Raw genomic sequence first — 1,536 nt, forward strand, 5'->3', positions numbered from 1 at the left:
TTTGAAAGCACTTAGCTGATGTTTTAGCTCCATCGCTTCAGCTTGGTAACCGGAAACAATCTGGTTCAAGTCATCAGCGTGCTGACCCGTTTTGTGCGCGATGCTCGCCAATACGTCGATATCTTGGTCGATGGCTTCACATGCTTTAGATTGCTCAATGGTCGAGTGCGTAATGGTGCTGATGTGATTGTTCACGTGTTCGATGCTGCTTTCGAGTAAAGACACACTCTCATTCACTTGTTGCACGGATTCAAACGTGTCGTCACTGGCTTGTTTGCTCTTCGCCATGCTTTCTACTGAGAAACGGGTTTTCTCGCCAATTTGGTCCAACAGTTTGCTGATGTTCTCGGTAGCTTCTTGGCTGCGCTGCGCCAAATCACGCACTTCAGAAGAGACAACCGCGAAGCCGCGACCATGTTCGCCCGCACGAGCGGCTTCAATTGCTGCGTTAAGGGCTAATAAGTTGGTTTGTTCAGAAACGCTGTTGATGGTCTCGACAATTTGGCCAATGCTCTGCGTGTCGTTCGCCAACTCTGCCATGCATTGTTCAGTGGCGTTGATTTGCTCCAACAAGCTTTGCACGGAGCGGTAAGACAATTCACTTTGGGTCTGGCAGTCGACCACTTTGTTATTCATGGTTGTGGTGTCACCCATTGCGCGCTCTGCGGACTGAGCGATTTCCACACTCGATTGTGCGAGTTCAGTCATCGCGGTTGCGATGTTGTCGCATTTAGCGATGGTAGAGCGGCTACTGCTATCAAGATCCTGCGCAGATTCAACAATGTTTTGTAGTCGATTTGAGCTCTCGTTATTGGTCTTAGTGACGTCAAACAGCAGCTTTCTGAAGTTAGAGATCAAGGCATTAATGCTGTTCGAGATGGAAGCGATTTCATCTTTGCCGCGAGAATCGAGTTCAACCGTCATATCATGGTGCTCAGACATACTGCGCAGGGTTTGTTTTAGGCGACCAACGCGGCTTCGTAGGCTTGCAACCAAACCCCACACCATCATGATCATAAGCAGAGAAATCACAGCAGTCGCAGCCATCAACAAGTTGCGATTTAACGTGGCTTGCTGCGCGGAATGTTCTGCTGCACTGAGCATCTGATCAACCATTTGGTTACGCAACTGGTTCATGAGACCGATGCGCTCGGTTGCCATAGGAAACCATTCAGTTGCTTGAGGCCCCTGAATGCTGTCTAGGTTGGCACTCTGGTTAAGGAAGGATTGCTGTACTTGTTCAACCTTCTTCCACGCAGGACTGTTTTGGTGCGATTGCAATGACTGTCGATATTGTTCTGGGAACGCAATTTGCGCTTTTCTTGATGCGTAATCCCCCGATTGGATGTATCCCTCAATGTTGGAGAACAAAACAGATGTGGCGCTTCCTTTCGCAAATACCCCATTAAGTGCGCCGCGTGCTTGGCCTGCACGCTCTTTCATCACGATCACAGAGATCAACGCATCGCCAAGTGTACCTAGCTCTCGGCTTTGAGTCTGTGCAATCAAAACGTCGATGTTGTCGATGATGAGCTG

General features: G+C 49.2%; 1 protein-coding gene. It reads right to left on the reverse strand.

The features are described 5' to 3' along the window. The coding region (locus R7E00_RS23050; RefSeq protein WP_318124549.1) for a methyl-accepting chemotaxis protein at positions 1-1,536 on the reverse strand (1,536 nt) is incomplete at both ends.

Source organism: Vibrio sp. Vb1755 (assembly GCF_033338635.1).
GTDB classification, from domain to species: domain Bacteria; phylum Pseudomonadota; class Gammaproteobacteria; order Enterobacterales; family Vibrionaceae; genus Vibrio; species Vibrio alginolyticus.